At 64.8% G+C, this 20,907-nt stretch carries 20 protein-coding genes; 1 reads left to right on the forward strand and 19 read right to left on the reverse strand.

Features of this window, described 5'->3' with window-relative positions; genetic code table 11:
* Nucleotides 1-90 precede the first annotated feature (90 nt).
* The 19 genes from FJW10_RS12245 to FJW10_RS12335 all read right to left on the reverse strand — a co-directional run bounded on the left by FJW10_RS12245 (nucleotide 91) and on the right by FJW10_RS12335 (nucleotide 19,781).
* Complete coding sequence (locus FJW10_RS12245) at nucleotides 91-708, reverse strand: riboflavin synthase (RefSeq protein WP_140900288.1); 618 nt, start codon at nucleotides 706-708, stop codon at nucleotides 91-93.
* Nucleotides 708-1,838, reverse strand: a complete 1,131-nt coding sequence (gene ribD, locus FJW10_RS12250; RefSeq protein WP_181177505.1) for a bifunctional diaminohydroxyphosphoribosylaminopyrimidine deaminase/5-amino-6-(5-phosphoribosylamino)uracil reductase RibD — start codon at nucleotides 1,836-1,838, stop codon at nucleotides 708-710. Before ribD ends, FJW10_RS12245 begins: the two co-directional genes overlap by 1 nt.
* A 2-nt stretch (nucleotides 1,839-1,840) precedes the next feature.
* Nucleotides 1,841-2,320 carry a transcriptional regulator NrdR gene (gene nrdR / locus FJW10_RS12255; RefSeq protein ID WP_140835518.1) on the reverse strand — a complete coding sequence of 160 codons (480 nt, stop codon included), beginning with the start codon at nucleotides 2,318-2,320 and terminating at the stop codon, nucleotides 1,841-1,843.
* A 113-nt stretch (nucleotides 2,321-2,433) separates the two neighbouring features.
* Nucleotides 2,434-3,024: a hypothetical protein gene (locus FJW10_RS12260; RefSeq protein WP_140900405.1), complete on the reverse strand. Its 591-nt coding sequence runs from the start codon at nucleotides 3,022-3,024 to the stop codon at nucleotides 2,434-2,436.
* Between the two features lie 110 nt (nucleotides 3,025-3,134).
* Nucleotides 3,135-4,448, reverse strand: a complete 1,314-nt coding sequence (glyA, locus tag FJW10_RS12265; protein ID WP_140900289.1) for a serine hydroxymethyltransferase — start codon at nucleotides 4,446-4,448, stop codon at nucleotides 3,135-3,137.
* A gap of 126 nt (nucleotides 4,449-4,574) precedes the next feature.
* Nucleotides 4,575-6,215 carry a Na+/H+ antiporter gene (locus FJW10_RS12270; protein ID WP_140900290.1) on the reverse strand — a complete coding sequence of 547 codons (1,641 nt, stop codon included), beginning with the start codon at nucleotides 6,213-6,215 and terminating at the stop codon, nucleotides 4,575-4,577.
* A 130-nt stretch (nucleotides 6,216-6,345) separates the two neighbouring features.
* Nucleotides 6,346-7,284 (reverse strand): acetamidase/formamidase family protein, encoded by a 939-nt coding sequence (locus FJW10_RS12275; RefSeq protein WP_140900291.1) that lies wholly within the window; start codon nucleotides 7,282-7,284, stop codon nucleotides 6,346-6,348.
* Nucleotides 7,269-8,030 carry an alpha/beta hydrolase gene (locus FJW10_RS12280; protein ID WP_140900292.1) on the reverse strand — a complete coding sequence of 254 codons (762 nt, stop codon included), beginning with the start codon at nucleotides 8,028-8,030 and terminating at the stop codon, nucleotides 7,269-7,271. Before FJW10_RS12280 ends, FJW10_RS12275 begins: the two co-directional genes overlap by 16 nt.
* A gap of 1 nt (nucleotide 8,031) precedes the next feature.
* Complete coding sequence (locus tag FJW10_RS12285) at nucleotides 8,032-8,787, reverse strand: glutamine amidotransferase (RefSeq protein WP_140835513.1); 756 nt, start codon at nucleotides 8,785-8,787, stop codon at nucleotides 8,032-8,034.
* A complete protein-coding gene (locus FJW10_RS12290) occupies nucleotides 8,784-9,743 on the reverse strand; it encodes a nucleoside hydrolase (protein ID WP_140900293.1) in 960 nt (319 codons plus the stop codon). The genes FJW10_RS12285 and FJW10_RS12290 overlap by 4 nt, the downstream gene beginning before the upstream one ends.
* Nucleotides 9,740-10,657: an ABC transporter permease gene (locus FJW10_RS12295; protein ID WP_140900294.1), complete on the reverse strand. Its 918-nt coding sequence runs from the start codon at nucleotides 10,655-10,657 to the stop codon at nucleotides 9,740-9,742. The genes FJW10_RS12290 and FJW10_RS12295 overlap by 4 nt, the downstream gene beginning before the upstream one ends.
* A 10-nt stretch (nucleotides 10,658-10,667) precedes the next feature.
* Nucleotides 10,668-11,696 carry an ABC transporter permease gene (locus FJW10_RS12300; RefSeq protein ID WP_140835510.1) on the reverse strand — a complete coding sequence of 343 codons (1,029 nt, stop codon included), beginning with the start codon at nucleotides 11,694-11,696 and terminating at the stop codon, nucleotides 10,668-10,670.
* Complete coding sequence (locus FJW10_RS12305; protein ID WP_140900295.1) at nucleotides 11,696-13,231, reverse strand: ABC transporter ATP-binding protein; 1,536 nt, start codon at nucleotides 13,229-13,231, stop codon at nucleotides 11,696-11,698. The genes FJW10_RS12300 and FJW10_RS12305 overlap by 1 nt, the downstream gene beginning before the upstream one ends.
* 68 nt (nucleotides 13,232-13,299) lie before the next feature.
* Nucleotides 13,300-14,289: a BMP family ABC transporter substrate-binding protein gene (locus FJW10_RS12310; RefSeq protein WP_181177506.1), complete on the reverse strand. Its 990-nt coding sequence runs from the start codon at nucleotides 14,287-14,289 to the stop codon at nucleotides 13,300-13,302.
* Between the two features lie 53 nt (nucleotides 14,290-14,342).
* Entirely contained in the window at nucleotides 14,343-15,344 is a 1,002-nt protein-coding gene (locus FJW10_RS12315) for a LacI family DNA-binding transcriptional regulator (protein ID WP_140835507.1), read from the reverse strand.
* 479 nt (nucleotides 15,345-15,823) lie between these two features.
* On the reverse strand, nucleotides 15,824-17,077 hold the full coding sequence (locus tag FJW10_RS12320) for a L,D-transpeptidase family protein (protein ID WP_140900297.1): 1,254 nt from the start codon (nucleotides 17,075-17,077) through the stop codon (nucleotides 15,824-15,826).
* A gap of 488 nt (nucleotides 17,078-17,565) precedes the next feature.
* A complete protein-coding gene (locus FJW10_RS12325; protein ID WP_040983294.1) occupies nucleotides 17,566-18,081 on the reverse strand; it encodes a MarR family winged helix-turn-helix transcriptional regulator in 516 nt (171 codons plus the stop codon).
* Between the two features lie 237 nt (nucleotides 18,082-18,318).
* Nucleotides 18,319-18,741, reverse strand: a complete 423-nt coding sequence (locus FJW10_RS12330; RefSeq protein WP_140641396.1) for a DUF6163 family protein — start codon at nucleotides 18,739-18,741, stop codon at nucleotides 18,319-18,321.
* Nucleotides 18,738-19,781 (reverse strand): enoyl-CoA hydratase/isomerase family protein, encoded by a 1,044-nt coding sequence (locus FJW10_RS12335; protein WP_140900298.1) that lies wholly within the window; start codon nucleotides 19,779-19,781, stop codon nucleotides 18,738-18,740. The genes FJW10_RS12330 and FJW10_RS12335 overlap by 4 nt, the downstream gene beginning before the upstream one ends.
* 284 nt (nucleotides 19,782-20,065) lie before the next feature.
* Here FJW10_RS12335 and FJW10_RS12340 point away from each other — a divergent pair, with 284 nt between their 5' ends.
* Entirely contained in the window at nucleotides 20,066-20,887 is an 822-nt protein-coding gene (locus FJW10_RS12340) for a DUF2066 domain-containing protein (RefSeq protein WP_140900299.1), read from the forward strand.
* Nucleotides 20,888-20,907 lie beyond the last annotated feature (20 nt).

Consider the following 20,907-nt stretch of genomic DNA (forward strand, 5'->3'; position numbering starts at 1 on the left):
TTCCCCTCCGGACAGGTGAAAAGCTTACGAGGGGCGCGAGCAGAAGTGAAGCGGGACGCAGTGTTGAACGGCGCGGCCTCACGACTTTAGTCAAAGCCCTTCTTTCGCTGCCTCCGCCAGGCGCGCGGCGTAACGGGCCATGGTGTCGATCTCGATGTTGACGCGGTCGCCGGCCTGTCGCTCGCCCCAGGTGGTGACGCTCAGCGAGTGATGGATGAGCAGCACGTCGAAGCGGGCGCCTTCGACCTTGTTGACGGTGAGCGAGGCGCCGTCGAGTGCGACCGACCCTTTCGGCGCGATGAACTTCGCCAGATGCCGCGGCGCTTCCAGCGTGAAGCGCACGGCATCGCCCTCCTCCTTGCGCTCGACGATCTCGGCGGTGCCGTCGACATGGCCGGAGACGATGTGGCCGCCGAGTTCATCGCCGATCTTCAGCGCCCGTTCGAGATTGATCCTGGCGCCGGATTTCCAGCTGGATGCCGTGGTGAGCCTCAGCGCTTCCTCCCAGGCCTCGACCTCGAACCAGCGTGCGTTGGAGCCATGTTCCGGGAGCGCCGTGACGGTCAGGCAGACGCCGCCGCATGAGATCGAGGCGCCGATGGCGATGGTCTCCGGATCATAGGCCGTATCGATGCGCAAGCCGACGCCCTCGGCAAGTGGCTTCACCGCGGCCACGGTGCCGACATCGGTCACAATTCCTGTGAACATTAAAGGTCCCTCACCCATTCGGCGTAGCTGTCTTCGCCGAAGCGCATGTCACGCAGTTTGCGAAAACCTGTCGGGATATGGTCGGCGTCGATGGGCGATGCAATGCCATCCTCGCCGATCGCCTCAGGTCCCTGGAAGAGGACGATGCGGTCCACCAGGTCTTCCTCGAGGAAGGCCTTGGCCACCTTGGCGCCGCCTTCGACCAAAACGCTTGCCATGCCAAGCGCGGCAAGGTCTTCGAGCAATTCCGGCAAGGCGACGACGCCGTCATGGGTTTCAGTGCCGATGAAGCGCACACCGGCACGCTCGAGCGCCGCCCGCCGGTGCGGGTCGGCTTCCAGACACGCGGCGACATAGAGCGGCACGCGATCTACGCCGGAAACGAGCTTGGATGTCTCCGGCAGTTGGATCTGCCGATCGAGGATGATGCGCGCCGGCGAGCGGTTCTCAAGCCCCGGCAGGCGCACGGTCAGCGCTGGGTCGTCCTCCAGCGCCGTGCCGATGCCGACGAGGATGGCGTCGGACTCGGCGCGCATCAAATAGACATCGCGCCGCGCGATCTCGCCGGTGATGGCGACCTGGCCCGCGCCTTTGCGGCCGATCTTGCCGTCGCTCGAAAGCGCAAGTTTCAGAGTTACTTCCGGGCGCTTCTTCAGAGAGCGAGTCAGATAGCCGGCCATCTGATCGGCGGCCTCGGCGGCCAGCACTTTCTCCACCACATCGACGCCGGCGGCGCGCAGGATGGCGTAGCCCTTGCCGGAGACGCGCGGGTCGGGATCGCTCGCCGCGCCGACGACGCGCGCGATGCCGGCATTGACCAGCGCGTTGGCGCAAGGCGGCGTGCGGCCGTGATGGGCGCAAGGCTCCAAAGTAACGTAAGCTGTAGCACCACGCGCAAGCTCGCCGGCCTCGGCCAGAGCTTCGGTCTCGGCATGCGGGCGGCCGCCGACGGCCGTCACGCCGGTACCGACGATCATTGGGCCAGCGCCGTCGTCGCGCACGATGATGGTGCCGACGGAAGGGTTGGTCGACGTGCGCCCGGCATTGCGGCGCGACAACCTGATGGCCGCGGCCATGAAACGGCGATCCAGAGCCGCCTGCGCGGCCTCGTCCAGTCGCTGTCCAGCCATGATCAGCCAGCGTCCTCTTCGGTCTTTTCCTCGTCGCCCTTCAGTTCGCCCAGCAGCTCATGAAAATCCTTGGCCTCGCGGAAATTGCGATAGACCGAGGCGAAGCGGACATAGGCGACGTCATCCAGCGATTTCAACGCATCCATGACCAGCCGGCCGACTTCGCCCGAAGCAACCTCGGTTTCGCCGGAGCTTTCGAGCTGGCGCACGATGCCGGTGACGGCGCGGTCGATGCGCTCGGGGTCGACATTGCGCTTGCGCACGGCGATCTCGACGGAGCGCAGCAGCTTGTCACGGTCGAAAGGCACCTTGCGGCCGGACTTCTTGATGACGACGAGGTCGCGCAGTTGGACGCGCTCGAAAGTCGTGAAACGGCCGCCGCAATCGGGGCACACCCGCCGCCTGCGGATCGCCGCGCCATCCTCGGCGGGACGCGAATCCTTCACCTGCGTATCTTCGGACTGGCAATAGGGGCAGCGCATGGAGAGCCTTGGGTTGGCGATTCTGTGGGCGAAAGGCTTAGAGCCTTTTATGCCTCAGAGATAGCGAGGCATAAGCAAGATTGCCAGCGCCCCACCCCGCTGGCCGACAGGTGTCAGGGCGCGACGTCCTTGGTCGAGAAACCGCAGGACGTTCCGAGATTGCGATAGGCCTTGGTGAAGCCGTCCATCGGAATGCTGGTGACCTTCTGCTTGCCGAAGGTCACATCGAGCGAGGTGACCTTGCGCATGGCGCGCAGCAGAGCGAGGCTGGTCTTGGCCTGGTTGTCGACCATCCAGCTGGGACGACCACCCGCGGCGCCGTTGGAGGTCACGGTCGCAGCGACCTTCACGCCAGGGTCGCCGAAGGTCGCGGCGATCCTGTCGCCGGTCGGCAGGTTCCCGTTGTCGATGATGAACATGATGGCCGGATACGCGTCCGGCGGCAGCGCATCGCCGGTCGAGATCGACAGCGTCAGGGAACCGGCATTGCCGTTGCCGTCGAGGAAAGCCGTCGAGGCGGCGCAGGTCTTGTGCGCATCCTGCCCGGTATCGAGCGTATCGATGATGGTGGTCCACTTGCCGAAGGTATTGGTGGCCGGCATGTCGGAGCCGGGCTGCGCCTGTTCCTGCGCAACCGCTCCGGACAGGGCGAAAACGGCCAGCGAGCCAGACAGGGCCAGGGCGGCAAAACGGAAAGTGCGCATCATCAGGTCTCCGGTAGGCCGCGCCGCCGGATCAAGGAGCGGCGCGAAGCGCAGAGATAAAAGATGACGTATGTCGCGCGGTCAACCGACGGAGGGCAACCGACCGATGATCAACCGAGATAGGGGTAGAGCGGGAAACGATCGGTAAGCGCCATGACCTTGGCCTTGACGGCGGCCTCGACCGCCGCATTGCCTTCGTCGGAATTCGCCACCTTCAGCCCGTCCAGCACCTCGGCGATCAGCTTGCCGATCTCGCGGAATTCGGCCTGGCCGAAGCCGCGCGTGGTGCCGGCCGGCGTGCCGAGGCGTACGCCCGACGTCACGAACGGCTTTTCCGGATCGAACGGGATGCCGTTCTTGTTGCAGGTGATGTTGGCGCGGCCGAGGGCTGCTTCCGCGCGCTTGCCTGTGGCGTTCTTCGGACGAAGGTCGACCAGCATCAAATGATTGTCGGTGCCGCCCGAGACGATGTCGAGGCCGGTCTCCTGCAGGCTGGAGGCCAGCGCCTTGGCATTGGCGACGATGCTTTCGGCATAGGTCTTGAAGCTCGGCTTCAGCGCTTCGCCCAGCGCCACCGCCTTGGCGGCAATGACATGCATCAGCGGGCCGCCCTGCAGGCCCGGAAACACCGCCGAGTTCATCTTCTTGGCGATGTCCTCGTCGTTGCACAGGATCATGCCGCCGCGCGGACCGCGCAGCGATTTGTGGGTCGTCGTGGTCACGACATGGGCATGAGGCAGCGGCGACGGATGCATGCCGCCGGCAACGAGGCCGGCGATATGCGCCATGTCGACCATCAGATAGGCGCCGATCGAATCGGCGATCTCGCGGAAGCGCTTCCAGTCCCAGATGCGCGAATAGGCGGTGCCGCCGGCCAGGATCAGCTTCGGCTTGGTCTCGTGCGCGGTCTTCTCGATCGCGTCCATGTCGAGCAGGTGATCGTCCTTGCGCACGCCGTAGGAGACGACCTTGAACCACTTGCCGCTCATGTTGACCGGCGAGCCGTGGGTGAGATGGCCGCCCGAATTCAGGTCGAGGCCCATGAAGGTGTCGCCGGGCTGCAGCAACGCCAGGAACACGGCCTGGTTCATCTGGCTGCCCGAATTCGGCTGGACGTTGGCGAAGTTACAGCCAAAGAGCTTTTTCGCGCGCTCGATGGCCAGTTCCTCGGCCACGTCGACGAACTGGCAGCCGCCATAGTAGCGCTTGCCCGGATAACCCTCGGCATATTTGTTGGTCATGATCGAGCCCTGCGCTTCGAGCACGGCGCGCGACACGATGTTTTCCGACGCGATCAGCTCGATCTCGTGGCGCTGGCGGCCAAGCTCGTTGCGGATGGCACCGAAGATTTCCGGATCGGCGTCGGCAAGCGTGGTCTCGAAGAAGGATTCGAATTTGCTGGAGGCTGCCGCTGCGTTTGACATGGCTTGCTTTCCCTTGGGGCCGGAGGTCTGCGAGGTCGCCGCGCATTAACACAGTTGTTTTCGGGCCGCCACGTTTGCGGCGCGAAATTTGCTGGCCGGTTTGCGCCAAGACAAACCCGTCCAGTTCTAATCCCGCGGTTCGCGGCCCTTGAGGATCGCTTCCGAGAAGGTGATCTCGGTGAGCAGCTTGCGCGCCGTATGGTCATTGATGTCGCCACGGCGAAGCATCGCCTGCAGTTCGGCCCGCTCGGCCTCGATGCCGGCAAGTCTGAATCCGAGCTCGATCCGCCCGGATTCGCGAGCCTCGGCACGCGCGTCGTCGGCGCCGTCGGAGAGCGAGATGCGCCGCCGGTAGATGGATGCGACACTCTCGGCGATGGCAAGCTTGATGTCCGCCGCCTCTCCTTCGTTGCCGTCGCTGGCGAGGCCTTCGATCCTAGCGATGGCCGCGTTGGCGGCGCCGACACGGGCCCGGCGCTCTTCGGCCGCACCTGGATGCTCGCCGGGTTCGACGAGACCGCGCGCGACCGTAGGGAGGGCAAGGCTCGCAATCGCCAGCGAGCATATGATGACGCCGGCGGCGAGGAAGATCACGAGGTCGCGGGCCGGAAAGGGCGAGCCGTCCTGCAAGGTAAGCGGCAGGGACAGGATGCCGGCCAGCGTCACCGCGCCGCGCACGCCCGCGATGGAGCCGGCGAGCCTGACGCGAAAGCCAAAGGGTTCGGCCTTGCGCTTGCCGAGCCGCGCGGCAAGCACGGCGCCCATGTCGCCGATCCAGATCCAGACATAGCGCAACCCGATCAGGCAGAGCGTGAGCAACAGCACGGTCAATGCCGGCTCGAACAGCCAATGCCGGGCCGTCAGTTCCGGCGGCACCTTGCGGATGATGTCGGGCAGTTGCAGGCCAAGCAGGATGAACAGCGAGCCGTTGAACATGAAGATCAGCATCGACCAGAGCGAGATCGTCTGGATGCGCGCCGAGACCGCCATGTGGCGGACGATGCCGGAATATCCGGTCAACAGGCCGGCGGTGACAGCCGCCAGAACGCCCGACGCGTTCAAATGCTCGGCGATCAGATAGGCGACGAAGGGCAACAGCACCATGACCAGCACCTGCGCCTCGGCCGGTGTGCTGGTGATGCGGCCGAGGATCTGCAACGACTTCGCGGCGATGAACAGCGCCGCGATGCCGGCGAGAATGCCGATCGCCACTGCCAAGAGGAAACTCAGGGATGCCGCGGCGAACGAAAAGCTGCCGGTCAGCGCCGCCGCGACGGTGAAGCGGAACATCACCAGGCCCGAGGCATCGTTGAGCAGGGATTCGCCTTCCAATATGTGCATCAGCCGCGCCGGGACGACATTGCGGTCGACGATCGAGGACACGGCGACAGCATCGGTCGGCGACAGCACGGCGGCCAGAGCGAAGGCGACCACCAGCGGAATGCTCGGCACCAGCCAGTGCAAGGCGTAACCGAAGCCGACGATGGTGAAGAAGACGAGCCCGATGGCGAGGTCGAGGATCGGGCTGCGCAGCGCTATCAGCTCGCGCTTCGGCGCCGAGAACGCATCGCCGAACAGAAGCGGCGGAATGAATACCAGGAGGAACAGCTCCGGGTCGATCTCGACATGCAGTCCGCGTGCCGGCCAGGCCAGGCCGGCGCCGATCGCGATCTGCAGTACCGGCAGCGGCACGCGCACCAGCCGCACCAGTGCACCGGAAACGGTTACGAAGGCGAGCACGACGAGAATGAAGACGGCGACGTCCATGGCGCGATTCCGGCTAGTCGACCGACCATGGGCAATTGCCGGCCTCGCGTCCAGCCGGCCGGACGTCACCTGGCGTATCATGGGGCGGAGTCCCGTTCCGCCCGGGCGATTCAGCGTTTGATGGAACGCCCTATGGCGACAGAACCGCCTTGGGCACGGAACAAAGCGCCGTGAAAGCGGGATTCACGACATTGCCGACGCGCAGGCTGCAGGTCTGGCTGACCAGTTGATGCGCGTCCATCGTGTCCAGGTCTGCACGGCGCGCCACCCAGCGCACCAGCCCGGCGACCGCGATGCGAGCGGCGTCGTCCAGCGGCCGCGCGCAGCCGATGACGCCGATATGGCTTTCGGTCTCCAGGCGCGGCCAGTCGAAGCTCTCATCCGGCACCGCCTTCTCGGCGGACAGGGTCGTGAAGAAGGCGCCCTCGACCGCGGTGCCCGCGATCTCGCCATCGCCCTGCGCGTAATGTCCGTCACCGATATAGATGTGCCCGCCATCGACATTGGCCCGCAGGTAGAGCGTCGCGCCTTCCCTCAGGTCCGGGATGTCGAAATTGCCGCCGAAGTCGCCGGGAACGACGCCGAGGCGAACCTCGCCATGAGCGGGCGCGACGCCCAACGTGCCTTGGAACGGCCGATAGCTGGCGGAAAGCGTGCGGCCGGAGGAGGTCGGTGTGCTCAATTGCGTTCGATCCGGCGAGAGGCGCCAAATCCACACCCGCTCCTCCTGCTCCTGCTGCAAGTTGGGCGAGGCGCGGGTTCCCGACAGGAAGCCGAAATTCGGCGAAATCGTCGCCACGCCCCAGTCACGAGCGGGCTCCAGGCGATGCAGGCGGATCGCCATGATATCGCCGGCCCTGATCCCTTCGACGGCGATCGGACCGACCAGCGGGTTGACTTTCGGATAGGGCGCGACCTCGCGCGGCTTGCCGTCGACGCTCGTCAGCTTGCCGGAAAAGCAGTCCTCGGTGAACACCGTGAATTGCTCGCCAGCCCTGACGGAAAGCCGCGGCGCATGCCCTCCCAGTTGGAACACGAAATCGTGCCCGTCGTTCAGCGGTCGAACCAAGTGCCGGCTCCCAGTTTCTCGACTATGTCGACGAATGCCTGCGTGGCGTCGCGATGGATACTGTGGCCGACATTGGGCATCACGACGACAGACCGCTCGCCGACCTCTGCCCGCAGCCGGGCGGTGTCATCGGTCGGGACGAACCGGCTCACTTCCGGCAGGACCCAAACCGTCGGCAGCATCCGGGCAAGGCGCGCCGCCTCATCCCGCAGATCCCAGGGCGCGTTGCCGGCGAAGGCTGAACGCGCGTCATCGAACGATATCTGCTCGAGCGACACGACTTTCCAGGCAGCGTCCCGCCGCGACCAGCCGGGATTGAGTTTCAGCAGCCCCTCGATGTCGTGGGGCAGATTTGCTTCGTCCCAGTCCAGCATGTCCTTCGGCGTCGCCTTGTCGGCAAAATGCGAAACCGGGTCTTCCAGAAGCATTGCCTTCGGCCGGAACAGGCCGCGCAGCACGCCAAGCTGCGCCAGTGTGCCACCGAAGGAATGGCCAAGCAGCACATCCGGCGCGGCAGGCAGGTTCCCGGCGAAATCGGAGAGCAGGCTGTCGAAGGAAAAATCGCCGTCGCCCCGCGCGCTTTCGCCGTGGCCGCGCATGTCGGGAGCGATCACCTGCCAGCCACGCGCGGCAAGCACACGCGCCGGCTCGGTCATGGCGCCTGCATTGGCGGTGATGCCGTGCAGCGCCACCATCGTCTTCGGCGCGCCGCGGTCGCCCCAGCGCATGATGTTGAGCGTCACCATGTCAGGCTCCCGCCGCCCAGCCGACGATCTGCCGCCAGAGCGTCGTGTAGCCCGGCCAATCGACAAAAGCGGGCGGCGCCCAATGCGGCCCGCAATCGGAGGCAAAGGCGACCGACCGCCCCTTGCCGAACTCCGCCGCGACGATCAAGGGATCGTTGCCGACGGTCGCGACCACCGTCGCCTTCTGCCTGGCGGCAAAGCGATTGTAGCCGAGCAGCGCCGGCCACTCCGCTTCCAGCCCGCCGACGATCGGGTGACTTGCTGCGGCAACACGCGGCTTCACGCCTTGCGGCCGCTCGGCGCGGTCATCGCCCGCCTCCATTTCCACGCCCAGCACCTCCGCGACTTCGGTGTCGCGATAGCGCGCCTTGGCGTCGATGCCCTGGAAGGTCATATAGCCGCCGACCATCACCAGTCCGCCGCCGCCGAGGACATAGTCGCGTATCGCTTCGAGGCGATTGGGCAGCATCTTCGACCGCACGAACGTGTCGGGATGGAGCAACAGGGTGTTGGCGCCGATGTCGCTCAGCATAACGCAGTCGAACTTCGCCAGCTCGCCGGCGCTGAAGGGGAAGTCGCGCGCGGCGACATGGGCCGGCTGGTAAACAACGTCCCAGCCACCGCCTTCGAGGGCGTCGCGCAGCCAGCGCACGCCTTCGGCGTACTCCGTCGTGGTGAAGGAATCGAAGCCCTTCTGGTGGATCGAATGAACGGTCCAGGATTCGCCCGCGATCAGGACGCGACGGCTCTTTGTCATACTTCCTCTCCTGTTCTGTAAGGCCGGCTGGCCAGCCGCTTCAGCGCGGCGATGAAAGCGGCGTGGATGCCCTCCCCGTCAAGCTCGACGGTGATTTCGGCGTTCGGCGGCCCCGAACGTCCGGCAAAGTCGATGACCGTGCGGCCATAGGTGAACTTGCCGGCGAGCTCGACCTCGACCCGAGCCGGAACGGTCCTGGCCAGGGAGGGTTCGGCCGCTACGAGCGATGCCACGGGATCGTTGAGCGGCATGGCGCCGGGCCCGAACACGCCCGGGCGGAATGTCGCGTTCAGCGAGCGCAGGAGCTCGGCAGCGAAAAGCCCGACCTTGCCGCCAATCGCCTCGGCGTCCGCGATCAAGCGATCGGTGATAATCGCCTGCGGTCCCACGTCGATCGGGAGAAGCGTCAAAGGAATGCCGGCCCCGAACACGATGGCCGCCGCCTCCGGATCGCACAGAACGTTCCACTCCGCCGCAGCTGTCTTGTTGCCGAGCCCCCAGGCCCCGCCGAGCGAGACGATGCGCCCGATCCCCTCCGCCAGGCCGGGATTGCGCCGCAGCGCCATGGCCAGATTGGTCAGCGGACCGGTGGTGACGACGGTAGCGGCGGCGCCCGAAAGGACCATCTCGGCGATGAGGTCGCTGGAGTGGCGTGGATCGAGGAGGACCGCTTCGAGATCCGGCCGCTCCGGGTCAAGCGCGCTCGCCTGGTCGAGGATGCCGGCGATCAGCCTTTCGCGCACCAATGGCCCCGTGGCGCCGGCCGAAACCGGAACGTCCTTGCGCCCCGTAACAGCAACGGCAATCGCGCCGTTCTGCGCCGTGCGATCGCCGGCGAGATGACCGGCACCCGTCGTCACCGCCTTCAGGTCGAGCGCCTTATGGCCGGCGGCGACCAGGATGCCCAGGGCATCGTCATTGCCCGGATCGCAGTCGAGGATGATCGGCTTCGTCATTGGGGATTGTCCTGAATTCTGGCCGGCCGGTTGCGCGCCAGGATGCGCCAGCGGGCGAAGGTCAGGCCGATTATGGCGGCGAGATAGGGCAGCATCAGCACGAACTGCGAGGGGATGGCGAACACTTGCAGGCGGTCGCCCAGCGCGCCGAAGACGCCGAACAGGAAGGACGCCGCCGCCGTCATCCAGGGCTGGCCGCCGCCGAACAGCGTCGCGGCCAGCCCGATGAAGCCGCGACCGCTGGTCATGTCCGGCAGGAAGAAATGCAGCTTATCCATGGCAAGTTGCGCGCCGGCAAGCCCGGCCAGCAGGCCGCTGACCGCCAAGGACAGGGCTTTCATAACGGCGATGCGGATGCCGGCGGAGCGCGCGGCGTGCTCGTCCTCCCCCGCGGCCCGCAGGCTGGCGCCGAGCGGCGTCTTGTAGAGAAAGACATAGGTGAGCGGCACCGCGACAAGCGCGATGAGCACGATGATGCTCTGGCCTTCGAAAGCCGGGCCGAGCACCGGCAGCCAGGACAGCGATCCGGCGGGCACATGCCAGATGTCGGGAAAGGCGACCGGCCTCAGCCCGCCTGGACTGTTGTAGTAGCGCTCGAGGATGAACAATGTGCCGCCGGCGGCAAGCAGGTTGATGCCAAGGCCCGCCACGATGAAGTCAGCGAAGAAGCGCAAGGTCAGCAGCGCCAGAAGCTGCGAAAGCACCACCGCGGCCACCAGCGCCGACAGGAACGCAGGCCAGGCGCTGCCGCTCCAGTCGCCGACGGCGACGGCGGCGAAGGCGGCCGCCAGCATCATGCCCTCGACGGCAACATTAAGGATGTTGGCGCGCAAGGTGATCATCGCCGCCAGCGCGGCGAGAAGGATCGGGGTCGACTGTTCAAGGACGGCGGCGAGCAGCGATGTCAGGTTCATGCGCGCCTCCTCACGCTGCCTGGGCGGCGCGACGCAGCCGCGCCGTCATCAGCAGCACGAGCAGGCCCGTCAAAAGGTTGACCAGGGAGCGCGGCACATCTGTGGAAATCTGCATGTAGGCGGCGCCATTCAGCATCGCGGCGTAGAAGAGCGCGGTCGCCAGCGAACCGATCGGATGGACGCGGGCAAGCAGGGCGCAGGTCAGGCCGACCAGTCCGTAGCTCGGCGAGAAATTCTGCTCGAAGCGGTGTCCGACGCCGAGCACATAAAGCGCTCCGGCCAGCCCGGCCAATCCACCGGCAATGACCATCGCCGAGATCACCCGCCGCGCCGCCGGCACGCCCGTGGCCTCGGCAAAGCGCAGATTGGTACCGGCCGCGCGAACCTCGGCGCCCCATTGGGTGCGGAACAGCACGACCCATGAGACGACGGCAAGCACGGCAGCGACAAGGAAGCCGCTGGTGGCGCGCGGAACGAAAGGCAAGGGCGGCAGCCAGATCGAGCTCGGCACCATCCAGCTCACCGCGCCATAGGCGGTGGTGTCGCGGATCACCTGGTTGGCCAGCCAGGAGGTGATCAGGAGAATGATGATGTTGAGCATCAATGTCGTCACCACCTCGTCGACGGCGAGACGCACCTTGAGCACGCCCGGAATCCAGCCGACCACCGCGCCGGCAAGAAAACCGGCGACGATAGCGAGCGGCATCAACATAAAGGCCGGCAGCGAAGCGCCGGCGATGGCCACGACGGTGGTGGTGACCGCGCCCGCGTAAAGCTGGCCCTCGCCGCCGACATTGAAGATGCCGGCGCGAAAAGAGAAGACGACGCCGAGCGCGATCAGGGTGAGCGGCGTGGCGCGGTTCAGGAACAGGGCGAAGTTGCCGAGCGAATCGAAATTGGCGAGCAGCAGGTCGCGATAGGCGCGGACCGGCTCATCCGTGATCGACGCGACCAGCATGAAGCCGAGCGCCAGCGTGAGCAGGATCGCGGCGAGCGGCGCGCGGATGACGCGCAGGAAATTGGACAGCGCCGGCGCCATTACGCAGCCTCCTTCGATCCGCCGTTCATCAGATATCCGACGGTCTCCTCGTCGGCCTCGGCGCGGTCGAGGACGCGCATCATGCGCCCCGAATACATGACGCCGATCCTGTCGGAGAGCGCGAAGATTTCCGACAGCTCGGACGAGATCAGGAGCACGGCGCGGCCTCGGTCGGCGGCTTGCAGGATGCGCGCGTGAACGAATTCGGACGCGCCGATGTCCAGTCCGCGCGTCGGCTGGCAGATCAGGAGCAGCGATGGGTCGCGCTCCATTTCGCGGGCAATCACCAGTTTCTGCATGTTGCCGCCGGAGAGCCAGCCGGCCTGCGTGGCAGGTTGCGCGCCGCGCACGTCGAACTCCTTGATCTTGTCGCCCGCGAAGCTGTCCAGCTTCTGCCGGCTGATCAGGCCGCCGGACAGCAATCCGGCGCGGCTGTAGTTCGTCGCCGCGACGTTCTCGGCGACGCTCATCGTGACGCTCAGGCCACGGTCGAGGCGGTCTTCCGGCACGAAGCCGAGGCCGGCCTGCTGGCGCTCCCATAGGTCAGCGTTCGTCAAATCCCGGTCGCTGAAGCGGATCCTGCCCGCCTGCACCGGCATCAACCCGGCGATCGCCTCGGCGAGTTCGGTCTGGCCGTTGCCGTCGACGCCGGCGATGCCCAGGACCTCGCCGGCGCGTACCTGGAGAGAAATACGGTCGAGCAGGCGCCGGCCTGAATGATTGGTCATGCTGACACTGTCGAGCGTCAGGACCGGGGCGCCGAAGCTGCGCTGCCCACTGCCCTTGCGGCCGACCAGGAACACGTCGCGGCCGACCATGTCGCGGGCGATGTCGGCTTCGGTGACGTCGGCCGTATTGCGCGTCGAAATGCTGCGGCCATGGCGAATGACGGTCACGCGGTCGGAGACGGCTTTCACCTCGCGCAGCTTGTGGGTGATGAAAAGGATGGTGCGGCCCCTGGCGCGCAAGCCGTCGACCACACCGATCAGCTCATCGACTTCCGGTGGAGTCAGCACGGCGGTCGGCTCGTCGAGGATCAAGAGATCCGCGTCGAACGCCAGCGCCTTCAGAATCTCGACGCGCTGGCGCTGGCCGACCGAAAGCGTGCGCACCGGCGCTTCCGGATCGAGGCGGAAATTGTAGCGCGCGATCAGTTCGCGGGCGCGCTCGACCATCTGCCGGCGGTCGGAGAAGATACCCAGCCTGCGTGGCTGGCGGCCGAGAAACAGGTTCTCAGCCACGCTCATGGACGGCACCAGCGTGAAGTGCTGGTGCACCATGCCGATGCCGAGGCGGCTCGCGGCAATCGGGTCGGCGATCGTCACGGTCTTGCCGTTCAGCACGATGGAGCCGGCGTTCGGCTGGTGGATGCCGGCAAGGATGTTCATCAGCGTCGATTTGCCGGCGCCGTTCTCGCCGCAGATGACATGCACCTCGCCGCGCCGGACATCGAGGTCGACATGGCTGAGCGCGGCCTTGTCGCCAAACGACTTGGCGATGCCTGCAAGGCTCAAAATGATATCTGGGTCACTCATCGGCGCGCTTCCTGGTCGGGATGCGGGACGCTGGCGGAGCAGCGTCCCGTTTCAAGGTCCTGGGAGGCTCACTTGAAAGCAGTGTCGACCTTGATCTCGCCGCTGACCACCTTGGCCTTGGCGGCGTCGACCTTGGCCTTGATGTCGGCGGGCACCAGCTTGTCGTTGTAGATCAGGCCGACGCCCTCATTGGCGAGGCCGTAGACCTTGAGCTTGCCGAACTCGGCCTTGCCGTCCTGGATCTGTTTGATGGAGTCGTAGATCGAGTTGCCGATCTGCTTGATCATCGAGGCGATCACATAATCGGGGTGCAGGCCGCTCTGGTCGGAATCGACGCCGATGGCGTATTTCTTGGAATCCGCCGCGCCTTTGAGGATACCGAGACCGGCTGGGCCGGCGACGTTGAAGACGACGTTGGCGCCGTTCTGGATCGCGGTCTTGGTCAGGTCGTAAGCCTTCTGCGCGTCGTTGAAGTTGCCGATGAAGATCACCTGCACGTCGATGTCCGGCACGACGGTCTTGGCGCCCTGCTTGAATCCGAGGATGAAGTCCTGGATGACCGGCAGGTCCATGCCGGCGACCACCGCGATCTTCGGATCGCCGGACGTGAGCGGAAAATCCTTCTTGTCGGTCGCCGCGATCGCGGCCAGCGCGCCGGCGAGATAGGAGCCTTCGTTCTGCGCGTATTTCACCGAAAGAACGTTCGGCTGCTTCAACTCGTCGTCGAAGAAGACATATTTCTGGTCGGGGTGCTGCGGCGCGACGTCGGCCAGATTGTCGTGCATGTTCGGCCCGGTGAAGACGACGCTCCATTCGCCCGAATTCGATACTGCCTCGAGATTCTGGCGCCAGAGCTGCGGGTCGGTCGGCGATGCCTGCAGCAGGCGCGTCTTGACGCCTTCCTTCTCGGCGCGGGCGAAGCCGGTCGCGGCGTTGTCGTTGAAGCCCATGTCGCCGAGATTGTCCGACATCACATAGACAGCGCTGAAGTCGGCGGCGAGTGTCGGTCCGGCCACCAGGCCAAGCCCGAGAGCAGCGGCGTATGCTATTGATTTCATGATCGATCTTGTCATTTGTTTCATTCCCCTTTCTTGGTTGCGAAGTGTCTGTCTCAGGAGCGTGGCGGCGCTACCGAGTTGCGCTTGACCAGCGCGACCGGGAGCCGTGTGAGTTCAGGCGGCGACGCCTTGTCGATCAGCGCCTTGAGCGTGCTGAACCCGATGCGGCCGAGTTCGGCGGTCGGCTGACGGATTGTGGTGAGGCCTGGCGCGAGGAGGTCGGCAAACGGCATGTCGTCGAAGCCTACCAGCGAAATATCCTGCGGCACGTTGAGGCCTTTGGAACGCACCGCTTCCATGATCCCGATGGCAATGAAATCGCTGCCGGCGAAAACGGCCGTCGGCCGCTGGCCGCCGGCCAGGATGTCCAGCATGGCGGCGCGGCCGAACGCGCGCGAATATTCGCCCTGGCGGATATCGCCGTCGTCGACTTCTATCCCCGCCTCGGCCATGGCGTCGCGGTACCCGGCCAGTCGTTCGATGGCGCTGAACAGCTTCGCCGGGCCGCCGATATGGGCGATGCGCCGGTGCCCGGCCTCGATGAGGTGGCGCGTCGCGGCGCGAGCGCCTTCGCGGTTCTCGACGAAGATTTTCGGAACGTTGACGCCCGGGATGTCCTCGTCGATCAGAACGATATGGCCGTAATGGTGAAGCGTGGCGGCGAGCGAGCCGTCGTCCGGCCGATTGGTCATCATGATCAGCCCGTCGACATGGCCGTCCTTCAGCCGCCTGAGACTGGCGAGCTCGCGCTCCCGGTTGCCGCCGGTGCTGCTCATCAGGACGGAATAGCCGTGCTTTTCCGCCTCGTCCTCGACGGCGGCGGCCAGTTCGGCAAAGAACGGGTTGGCGATTTCAGGCGTCATCATGCCGATCGCCTCGGAGCGGCCGAGACTCAGGCGCTTGGCGAGAATGTTCGGGCGATAGTCGAGCGCCACGATGGCCGCGTCGATGCGGGCCGCCGTCTCCGCCGGAAGCTCGATGCGATTGTTAAGATAGCGCGACACGGTGGTGGTCGACACCCTCGCCATTATCGCGACTTCATTGATGGTGCTCATGTTCGCCCCAGCCAGCAACGAACCAAACGCTATCCCATAAAATTTGGCTAGTAAAGCGGTTGCGTAAAGTGGTTTACTGACTTTTGTGAGCTGCGCTTACATTCGACCCTCGGCGACGAACTTGTCATTCTTGTAAGGGTCATCGGCAGGACGAGTTCCAGCAACCCACCGGATATCCGCGGGGCGCCATCTGAGGCCGCGCCACATGGCCCGGGCACCGCAAAGGCCTTGCCATGCTGACGCGATTGTCTTGCTGCAGGCGGCTCCAGGACCGCTCGGAAAGCCGAAGATGCGCCCGACCGCCCCCAACGCCCAAGCTCCGTTTCACGGAAACGGCGAACCGCTCTATCTCTTTACTTTCACGCAATTCCGGACGGAAAATCGCACCTACTTTTCCTGGAATACTGTAAGGCGCGCATTGCGTCGCCCAAACAAAAAAGGCCGCTGAGAGCGGCCTTTCTCTTTCAAGGATCAGATACTTACTGCGCGGAGCTGATCTGAAGCTCAGCGGCACCGTCAAGGGCGTAGATATCATCGCGGAACTGCACGACGCCCGGAGCCGTCGACCATGCCGACAGATAGAGGAAGTGGACCGGCACTGGGTTGACGACCTGGATCGGCGTGTTCTCGCCGGTCTTGATCGCCGCCTCGAAATGCTGGCGGTCCCAGCCGGGCGTGTCGCGCAGGATCCAGGTGACGAGGTCGCGCACGTTCTGGACGCGCACGCAGCCCGAGGAATCGAAGCGCATCAGCTTGCCGAACAGGCTCTGCTGCGGCGTGTCGTGCATGTAGACGCCGTCCGGGCTCGGGAAGTTGATCTTGACCGAGGCCATAGCGTTGTTGTTGCCCGGATCCTGGCGGAAGCGGTATTTCGCGGCATCGTCCGTCGACCAGTCGATGGTCATCGGATCCACCTCGCTGCCGTCTGGCGCGAACAGGCGGATGTGGCTGTCCTTGAGGTAGTTCGGGTCCTTCCGCATCAGCGGAATGATGTCCTTGCGTACGATCGAGACCGGCGCGTTCCAGTACGGATTGACGATGATCTCGTTGATCTTCGAATTGACGATCGGCGTCTGGCGGTCGATCTTGCCGACGATCGCCGTGTGGCGCAGCACAACGCGGTCGTTCTCGACCGCCTCGACCTGGGCGCCGGGAATGTCGACCAGCACGTAACGGCTGCCGAGCGTGCCGGCCTTTTCCTTCAGTCGCTGCAGATTGGCCTGCAACTGGCCGAGCCGGATCTGCGCCGAGACGTTCATCGCCGTATAGGTGTATTTGCCCATGGCGCCGTCGGCCGGCAGGCCGTGACGGAGTTGGAAGCGCTTTACCGCCGAGTCGACGTAGGAATCGAAGGCCGTCGAGATGCCGGCGCTCTGCGGCAGGTCGCCCGAGACCATCAGGCGCTTGCGCAGCGGAACGACATCCGGATCGTCGACGCCGAGCTGCAATTTCTTGGTCGCCGGAACCTGTTCCCAGCCGCCTTGGGAGACGATGTTCTGATACTGCGCCACCGCCTGCTCGGTGAAGGCCACCGTCTGCTGGCTGAAGATCGGCAGCGTCGAGGCAACCTTGTTGGTGTCGGTGCCGCGGGCGTCGAACTGGTCGTCCCAATTGCCGCGGGTCGAGGATTTCAGGATGTCCCCGATCACGTCCTGGGCGCTCGCATGGCCGGCGACCACGGCGGCGGCGAGCGCGGAGGCTCCGGTAAGGAAGAAACGGCGGCTGGTTCTCATGGCAGACATTCTTGCTTTATCGCTCTCGCTCAACTCGCTTGCCGGGCGGCTTTGTCCACACTCTAGGGGCGGCAAACTTAACAATTCGCCAACCATGACCTCACGTCGCTCGGCCGCCAGAGACGCGCTGCCGCCACGCAGGTTCCAAGGAGCGCAGGGCACAGGCCCGCAGCATCACCCACCACTCGCATTGCCCGCGATTATGGCGGCAACGTGGCCTCGGCCCGCGATTTGCTTGCGGTGGCAAGGTGAAGGGAGAGGCAGCGATGCTTTTTTGCATCGCAAGATGCCAGCGCGTCGTTATGAAATCTGTGCCCTGCCCTTCGGGCGCAGAGCTTTCATGCGCGCGGAGCGACGGTCAAGCTCCCGCAGATGCCCGCCTTCGCAAAAAAGAAAAAGGCCGGCGCGCTTCGGCGCCGACCTCTTATTCTTTTCCCCCGGGGGCCGTGCTTCTTCGGCGCGGCTTTCCCGTCCCAATTCCGAAGCACTCACATACGATACGCGATGGTATCGTTCCAGAAGCGGTCGAGCCGCTGCAGCGCGCGGTTCATCTGCTTGAACTCGTCGGTGTTGATGCCGCCGACCGCCTCGATCGAGCCGACATGGCGCTCGTAGAGACCGGCGACGACGTCAGCCACCTCGTTGCCCTTCGGCGTCAGCGAGACGCGGACCGAACGGCGGTCGATGCGCGAGCGCTGGTGATTGATGAAGCCGAGGTCGACCAGCTTCTTGAGATTGTAGGAGACGTTCGAGCCGAGATAGTAGCCACGCGAGCGCAGCTCGCCGGCGGTCAGCTCCGAATTGCCGATGTTGAAGAGCAGCAGCGCCTGGATGGCGTTGATGTCGGAGCGGCCGTTGCGGTCGAACTCGTCCTTGATCACGTCGAGCAGGCGGCGGTGCAGACGCTCCACCAGCTGCAGCGATTCCATGTACAGCGAGCGGATAGCCTCGCGGCGATCGTCTGATACGTTTGCGGTCTTCGCCGCCGGACGCGAATTGATCATTGTCTTTGCCTCTCGTTTGTCGCCTTGGTGATTTTTTGTTTTTCACCTTGATCGCGACACTATCGAATACTCATAAAATTCGACTTAAACGCCAGGGCTAACAAGAGCTTACCGGTAAGAGGTTTCGGAAGACGCTTAACGATCGGTCACCCGAGCAAGAACAATTAACCTAAAGATTTAGCCAATGGATTTTGGGGAAAACGGGCTGAGAAAGCGCCCCGAAGCCGGCAAGTCCGGCTATTGGCGAAGCTGGCGCTTCTGCAGCCATATGGTGACGCGAAAGACGATGTAGAGCAAGGCCACGCAGGCATGCGAGACGACGATCAGCAGCCGATGGCCGAAGAGATCGGGGAAGCCGGCATACATCACCGTCTCGGTCGCCGCGCAGATGAACCAGATCACCGGTCCCCACGACGCCAGCATCCAGAGGCCGGCGGCGGCGAAGGGGAAGAAGACGGCGAGCATGGCCGCCGCCACCTGCCAGTGCACCGGCATCAGGTCGAAGCGCCACAGTTCGCCCGGATAGATGCCGATCAGGCGGATCCAATAGAGGATGCCGAACAAAAGGCAGTAGCCGGCGATCACGCGCTGGAACCAGGCGAAGATCACCTCGGTGGTCGAGGGCTGCAGCACCACGCGCCGGGAGGTGACTTCGCTCACAGCGCGAGTTCCTTATCCCCAAGCGGCGCGAAATAGGCATCGATCTCAGCCGCATCGACCTCATCCAGCCCCGCCGGCCGCCACTTGGGTGTCGAGCCCTTGTCGATGATGGCGGCGCGGATGCCTTCATAGAAATCGTGGCCGGCAAGCATGCGGTTCAGGATGCGGAACTCCATCCTCATGCATTCGTCCATCGACAGCGTCGAGCCGGCGCTGATCTGGCGCCAGGCGATGTTGAGGCTGGTCGGCGAGCGGGTTTTCAAGGTCGCAAGCGTCTTTGCGGCGAAAGCGTCGCCAGCGGCGGCTTGTTCGAGACTGGCGACGATATCGGCCAGCGAGCCTTTTGAGAAATGGCGCGCGATCGAATCCAGGTCCTGCCGCTCCGTCTCGCGTTTTGCCGGCACGAAGAAATCGCGCAGCTCGGCATTCGGATCGTTGCTGGTCGCCAACTCGTCGAGCAACCCTGCAAGGTCCTCCGCCTTGATGGTGTGCGTGGCAAGCCCCGACCAAAGCGCATCGCCATAGCGGATGCGGTTTCCCGTCAGTCCGAGATACATCCCGAAAGAGCCGCCCAGATCCGGCAGCAAGTGGCTGGCGCCGACATCAGGGAAGAAGCCGATGCCGACCTCCGGCATGGCGAACTGCGCGTTTTCGGTCAGCACGCGATGCGAGCCGTGGAAGGAGATGCCGACACCACCGCCCATGACAATGCCGTCGATCAGCGCGACATAGGGTTTCTTGAAGCGCGCGATGCGGGCGTTGAGCCGGTACTCGTCGGCGAAGAAGTCGACAGGCGGCTTGCCGGCGCGGCCGGCCTCGTAGATGTGCAGGATATCGCCGCCGGCGGAAAACGCCCTGCCCTCGGCCTTGACGACGACGACATTGATGCCCGGGTCCTGTTCCCAAGCGTCGAGCGCCTTGCCGAGCGCCTTGACCATGTCGTGCGTGACGGCGTTGAGCGCCTTGGGCCGGGTCAAGGTGACCACACCCGCCTTGCCCAGCCGCTCGAAGCGGACCTCGTCGTCTCCGCCAAAATCCATAATGAGAGAATCCTCCCCCGCGCCTGCGGGAGGAGAAGTGCTAAGCGGCGACCGGGCCAACGTCAATTGTCGAGTGCCACGGATAAGGCGGCGTCTTTCGCGGCAAGCAGGCTACCATACGAATGGGATAAGCGCGTTCGTGCAGCGCGCATAGTCGGGGAATTCGTCGGGAAATTGCCGCGCCAGAAGCCGGTCCTCGGCTCCTTCGTTTAGCCGGCAATCCGCCTTGGCCACCGCACGCACCCGGTGCTAGACAATGGGCATCTTGAACCGGACGGCAAGCCATGCCCGGATTTTCCCGCCTCGCGGCTGCAGCGATCGGCCTGATCGCCATCCTACGGATGTCTTGCCCTGCCGAGGCCGCGACTGCGGACGAGCTTTATCAGTCTCAGACCATCGTCACCGGCACTGGAGACGTAAACCGGCAGATCGGTTTCAAGGATTGCCTCGACAAGGTGCTGGTCAAGGTCTCGGGCGACCAGCGCCTGTCGCAGAAGCCGGAGATGCTGGCCCTGCGCGACAAAGCGGCCGACTTCGTGCAATCCTTCCGCTATCGCGACCGGCTCGAGGGCATCCCGATCCATGACGAGCAAGGCACGCATGACCGGCCGCATGATCTCACCTGCCTCTACAAGCCGGCCGTCGTCGACAAGCTGTTGGCCCAGCTCGGCAGCAGGCCCTGGCTCGGCGAGCGGCCGCCTATCGCCGTCTTCATGACCGCTGAGCAGGGTTCGCGGCATTTCGTGCTGACGGCGGATGAGGACCACGGCAAGACGATGAGGGAATCCTTCGCCAACGCCACAAGTCCACTGCTGATGCGCGTTGCCTTTCCAAAGGCCAGGCAGTTCGGCGGCCTCGACGAAAAGGCGATCGCGGCGGCCAATATGGCAAAGCTCGACAAACTCGCGAAGAAAGCGGGAGCGGCCCGGGCGCTCGCCGGCAGCATCGTGTGGAGCGACAAGGACCTCGGCTGGATCGCCGACTGGCGGCTGGCCGATCGCGGCAAGACGTATCGCTGGCAGGTCCGCGGCGTCAGCTTCGACGAGGCGTTCCGGGTTGCGATCAGAGGCACAGCGCAGATCCTGTCGGGGAACGGGCAGCCCTAGGGGGTTCCTCGCCCCACAAA

The organism is Mesorhizobium sp. B4-1-1 (assembly GCF_006439375.1).
In the GTDB taxonomy this organism is placed as follows: Bacteria; Pseudomonadota; Alphaproteobacteria; order Rhizobiales; family Rhizobiaceae; genus Mesorhizobium.